6 protein-coding genes are annotated in these 4,065 nt (G+C 56.0%); 2 read left to right on the top strand and 4 right to left on the bottom strand.

Annotated elements, in window-relative coordinates:
• Window positions 1-185: 185 nt before the first annotated feature.
• The 3 genes from WCO56_29125 to WCO56_29115 are packed head-to-tail and all read right to left on the bottom strand — an operon-like array spanning window position 186 to window position 1,315.
• Window positions 186-497 carry a hypothetical protein gene (locus WCO56_29125; protein ID MEI7733663.1) on the bottom strand — a complete coding sequence of 104 codons (312 nt, stop codon included), beginning with the start codon at window positions 495-497 and terminating at the stop codon, window positions 186-188.
• Window positions 494-814: a hypothetical protein gene (locus WCO56_29120; GenBank protein ID MEI7733662.1), complete on the bottom strand. Its 321-nt coding sequence runs from the start codon at window positions 812-814 to the stop codon at window positions 494-496. Before WCO56_29120 ends, WCO56_29125 begins: the two co-directional genes overlap by 4 nt.
• An 18-nt stretch (window positions 815-832) precedes the next feature.
• Entirely contained in the window at window positions 833-1,315 is a 483-nt protein-coding gene (locus WCO56_29115; GenBank protein ID MEI7733661.1) for a hypothetical protein, read from the bottom strand.
• A gap of 308 nt (window positions 1,316-1,623) precedes the next feature.
• Here WCO56_29115 and WCO56_29110 point away from each other — a divergent pair, with 308 nt between their 5' ends.
• Both WCO56_29110 and WCO56_29105 read left to right on the top strand, forming a co-directional pair.
• Entirely contained in the window at window positions 1,624-1,971 is a 348-nt protein-coding gene (locus WCO56_29110; GenBank protein MEI7733660.1) for a type II toxin-antitoxin system RelE/ParE family toxin, read from the top strand.
• 2 nt (window positions 1,972-1,973) lie between these two features.
• On the top strand, window positions 1,974-2,261 hold the full coding sequence (locus WCO56_29105) for a helix-turn-helix transcriptional regulator (protein MEI7733659.1): 288 nt from the start codon (window positions 1,974-1,976) through the stop codon (window positions 2,259-2,261).
• Between the two features lie 58 nt (window positions 2,262-2,319).
• Here WCO56_29105 and WCO56_29100 read toward each other — a convergent pair whose 3' ends face one another.
• Complete coding sequence (locus WCO56_29100; protein ID MEI7733658.1) at window positions 2,320-3,825, bottom strand: DUF4055 domain-containing protein; 1,506 nt, start codon at window positions 3,823-3,825, stop codon at window positions 2,320-2,322.
• Window positions 3,826-4,065 lie beyond the last annotated feature (240 nt).

Below are 4,065 nucleotides of genomic sequence, written 5' to 3'. Positions count from 1 at the left end.
AGAAATTGACAGAGCACGGCGAAAAAGGCAACTTTTATTTGCGGATAAGCACTAATACAGGTCTGATACTTACAGACGCTCAGTTTGTTAAAGCCAATACGGACCTTTACAAAGCTTTAGGCGAACTCGTAAAGCAGTCAATCGCACGGTCTTGAACCGTACCGGAAGCGGTCGCTTAAGCCCCCCTACGGCCTCACCGCCGCCTTGATCGCCGCGCCCACCACCGATTCCACAATGGCATTCAGGTTGGTCCGGGCGTTGGCTTCGAGCGCGAGATTGCCGACGCTGGCCCCCTGGGTCTTGTCGGTCTGGCTGGCCTTCCAGCTTGCCAGGCTCGACTTCCCCGCAAAGAACGTCGAGGCCGTGGCGTGCGCGGTGATCTCCCTGGTCGGCTGTCCCTCTTCATAGCTCAAATCCGTTTGCGTCGTGCTGAATCGTGCACACCCAGCCGCCAGCATCAGTGCCGCAGCCGCCATTATTCCAATCATTCGTTTCATACTTTGCTCCTTTCCATTCGCGAATGCCGCAGTTCATCCCGGCACTCCTCCAAAACCCGCGTGTTACTTTCCAGGCACGTAATCAGCTTGCCGTTCGCCATGCTCTGTTCGGCCACCATGCCGCGCAGGCTTTCCTGGTACGTGTCCCGCGCCTGCTTGTGGTCCTCGATCAGCCGCTCATGCTGCTGGACGAAGTACCGCATCACACACGCCGCAAAAATGCCGAATACCACCAGGCTCGCCACGAACAGCCACCGGTCATTTTGCGTGGCCGCTTGGTTTGTCAATTGCACGAGTTCATTCATAGAGTTAGTCATGTTACACCCTCACCAATTTCACCACGCTCGCACCCTTGCCAGTCGGATACCCAAACTTAGACAGCATGGCTTTTGCGACCCGCGAAAGCACCTCACGCGTATCCGTCTTGGAATACGTCGTCTCGCTGGCAGCCGGGCATTGAGGGCATCGCGCTCCCCGGTCAGGCCGAGGACCTGCTTGTCCCAATCCGCCTTCAAGCCCTTGATGCGGTTTTCCACCACCTTGTCCACCTCGCCTGCCTTCAATTGCGCGGCTTCCTCGAGTTGCTGCTTTTCGGCAGCCAGCTTGCGGACGTCTTCCGGATCAATTCCCTCGAAGCGTTGCCGCAACTCATCGCGCTCCTTGGCCAGGGCCGAATTGCTGGCGCGGATTTCATCCAGCTTGGTTTTCTCGACCACGCCCTCCGCATCCAGGTGCCAGGCGCCGTCGCGTTCGGTGTAAAATCCGGCGTGCTCCGCCGGGATTTCCTCTCTCGATTTGTATTTGTATTTCAGTGCCATAATTTTCTGGGCAGCCGAGGTAACGAGGCTCAAATTATTTGCCAGCCCGTAGCCTTCCACTGCCGCTGGTTGCCACCATACACCCTGTTTTACAGGCCTTTTATCATAACCACGCTTGGCTCTTTTTCACTAACGCATGGTGTGGTCGTCGTGATGCATCGTTATGAATGAGTGTGAAAAAACTTTTTAAAAAAATAATTTGACACCTTTCAATGCAGTACACCAAAGCATGAAGGGAATAGTCTCAAGGGCTGCTGCTGCCAAACTCGCGCTTGACAGCATGTTCACATTGGTGTTAACTATTCCAGATGCTTGAAATCAAGTTTTACCGAACCGCTGCCGGGGAATGTCCGGTGGAGGAATTTCTTGATTCACTGGGCGCAAAGCAGGCGCAAAAGGTGTTGTGGGTGCTGCGCGCAGTGAGAGAGCTGCCGCGTGTACCGCAGCAGTATTTCAAGAAGTTGGAAGGCACGGATGATTTGTGGGAGGTGCGCGCCGCATTTGGCGGTGACGCCTTCCGGCTGCTTGGCTTCTGGGATGAGGGGCGGCTGATCATCCTGACAAATGGATTCGCCAAGAAGACACAGAAAACGCCAGAACGCGAAATCGCGCTGGCTGAACAACGCAAACGCGACCACCTGAATCGCAGGAAATAAATATGAAAGACGACGTGGAAAAGTACATTGACCGCCGCAAGCGCGCTGACAAGGCGTTCGCGAAGGATTTCGATGCCGGCTACGGGGAATTTAAGATTGGCGTGATGCTGCGGCAGGCCCGCGAGCAGGCGGGCGTGACGCAGGAGGACCTGGCACGGATCACCAAAACGAAGAAGTCCGCGATTTCGCGCTTGGAGAATCACGCCGAAGACGTTCGGCTATCTACCGTATCGCGGGTGGCGCGGGCGCTGGGCAAGGCGGTACGCATCGAATTGGTGGAGGCGACCTGAAGCGCGGCGGTGTTATCGCCTGGCCGGAAAACGGAAATGAGTCACCATTGATCTTTGCTCACTTCACCGCCGCAATTTGCGCATTCTCCGGTTTACTGGTCACTGATAACTGATCACTGGTCACTTTTCCACTGGCCTTCGCTTTTCCAATCAACCCCATTTCCTCCTCATTCCCGCGCCCATCCGGCAGAATTTCCGAGCGCCGGAACAATTCAAACATCGTGTCCTGGCTCATCGCGCCGGCCTGCCACGCCATCACCACCGCCGTGATCTCCTGGGCGCTCATTCCGTGCGTGCTGAAATCCGTGTTCAAATCCAGCAACGCCTGCTGGTCCGTCACATCGTCAGGTTTTTCTTCCGTCGAGTTCCACCAGTACGCCCACCGCAGCACTTGCGTGATGGATTCGCTAACGCTCGCCGCCATGCTGCCCAGGATGCAATCCTCGCCACTCTGCCGGATTTGCATTGCCTCTGCCGTTTCCGCCACCTTCTTCTGCCCTTCCAACAGCCGCGACCCGAGCACCGCCATCAGCCGTTCGGCATGATCCAGTGCCCGTTCAAAGGACCCAAGCCCTTGCCCCATGAATTCCAAAAATCCGGCCGTGGCGCCTGCCGTTGGTGCCACCCACGCCACGCTGGACCCGATCTGGAGCTTCGCATCCTTGTCGAACCCGCTCACCCACGCCGTCGGCAGCGCGGTATAATGCAGCCCGTGCTTATAGTCGGCATCCATCCGATAATGGGTCAGGTTCATCGCCATGATGTCTTCCAACGGCACCCGTGGCACCGTCGGCCGCGAGTTCTCCGGCCCATGGAACACGAATGGAATCAGCGGCAGCGGCTTGCCCATTCGCAACGGAATCCGTGTCTCAGCCAATTCCCATTCTGTTTTTCCACCATTGCCTTTTTGGTCGTTTTTCGGACGCCAAATATCCACCACGCACCGCTGCCCATTGCTCCCATCAGTCCCATTCGTCCTATCCAGCCTCAGCACCCGAATTTGTTCGCCCACCACCGAGTCAAACAAATCCGTGCCCTGGCGTTCACCACCCTCCGGCTCATGCAGCACCAACAGCGTGGCGATGTTGCGCCCATTCACGCGCTCCACTCGCCAGTTCAGAATTTGTTCAGCGCGATACAGCGCCGCATACGCGCGGCTTTCCGCATCTTGTTCCCAGTCCACCAGCGTCCCGCAGCGCCCTACGCTCACCACTTCGCTGATCACCTGTTTGGCGTAGCCGTAAAGCGATGTCCCCAGCATGTCGGCGTCATTATTGAATTCAGCCATGGCTTTGCCCAGCGCGCTGTTGGTTTCCGGCAGGCGTAAATACGGCGGCTTGCGGAAAATCATGCCGACATAACCAGCCAGCGTGCGCGCACACGCATTAAAAAACGAAGCGCGCATTTTGTACGCCTGGTACTCCGTCTCACTTTGCACTTCCAATTTTGGCAGGTACTTTTCACCGGCGACCTTGATGGTTTCCTCGCCGCCCAGGACATCGCGGGCGCGAATCCAATTGGCGGTCATTAACTCGTATTCAGGATGTGTGTTATTTACTGGCATAAAATATCCACCCTTAAAATGCCACATAACGCGCTATAATACAATACTCTGTATTAACGCAACGTAACGCATTAACACACCGTTACCACGCATTCCCAAAAAATACCACCACACCACACGCGGTCACGCGTTCCCCTTCACACCGGATGCTACGCAACCGGTGTTCCGGGGAAACGCCTTCCCATTAGTATTACTATGTTAAGTTATAACAACGCTCACATCCTCAAACTTTCGACCGCA

It is taken from the genome of Verrucomicrobiota bacterium, assembly GCA_037139415.1.
Lineage (GTDB): Bacteria > Verrucomicrobiota > Verrucomicrobiia > Limisphaerales > Fontisphaeraceae > JBAXGN01.
The sequence above is the reverse complement of the archived record's forward strand: the minus strand, read 5'-3'. Positions and strand labels throughout refer to the sequence as shown.